The following is a 541-nucleotide window of genomic DNA, read 5'->3' on the forward strand; positions in this document are numbered from 1 at the left end:
ATACATTGGCTTCAAAACAGGTGATTGCAACGCGCTTTTTGTTTAAAAAAATTTGATATAATTTGTTTATTGCACAAAAATTATTCTTGAGAGTTGTATTTTGATAATTTTTAAAAAGGCGGTCATAATCTTTTTGTGTTTTCAAATTTCTTCGTTTTTCAGAAGCAATTCCAAGTTCAGGCATATGCATATATTCAATATCAATATTGCTTACAGCTTTTTCTAATTGTCTTTTTGAAAATCCGTGTTTTCTACTTATTGGATTTTTACGAACATCACATAAAGTTTTGATATTGTTTTCTATGAGACAACTAAGATAATTCTCAAGGGACCTACCTTCATAGCCAATGGTAAAAAAACAAAATTCCTCATCTTTAGCAGGCTGTATGATAATATGTTTGATGTTACACACGTTTAATTTCCTTATGTAAAAGGGCGGGGGTGATTGTAGATATGCGTTAGACAACACCCCCATAAGGTTAAGCAGCTTTTGTAGAGAGTTGTTTTATCTCTCGTTCTATCTCTGCTAAAAAGGCTTGGA

At 31.8% G+C, this 541-nt stretch carries 1 protein-coding gene; it reads right to left on the bottom strand.

Annotated elements, in window-relative coordinates:
* On the bottom strand, positions 1-412 hold a 412-nt coding region (locus ACFIML_RS09395; protein WP_375688068.1), incomplete at its 3' end, for a DUF488 family protein.
* Positions 413-541: the final 129 nt, after the last annotated feature.

Source organism: Bartonella sp. AC62GZZY (assembly GCF_042196525.1).
Lineage (GTDB): Bacteria > Pseudomonadota > Alphaproteobacteria > Rhizobiales > Rhizobiaceae > Bartonella.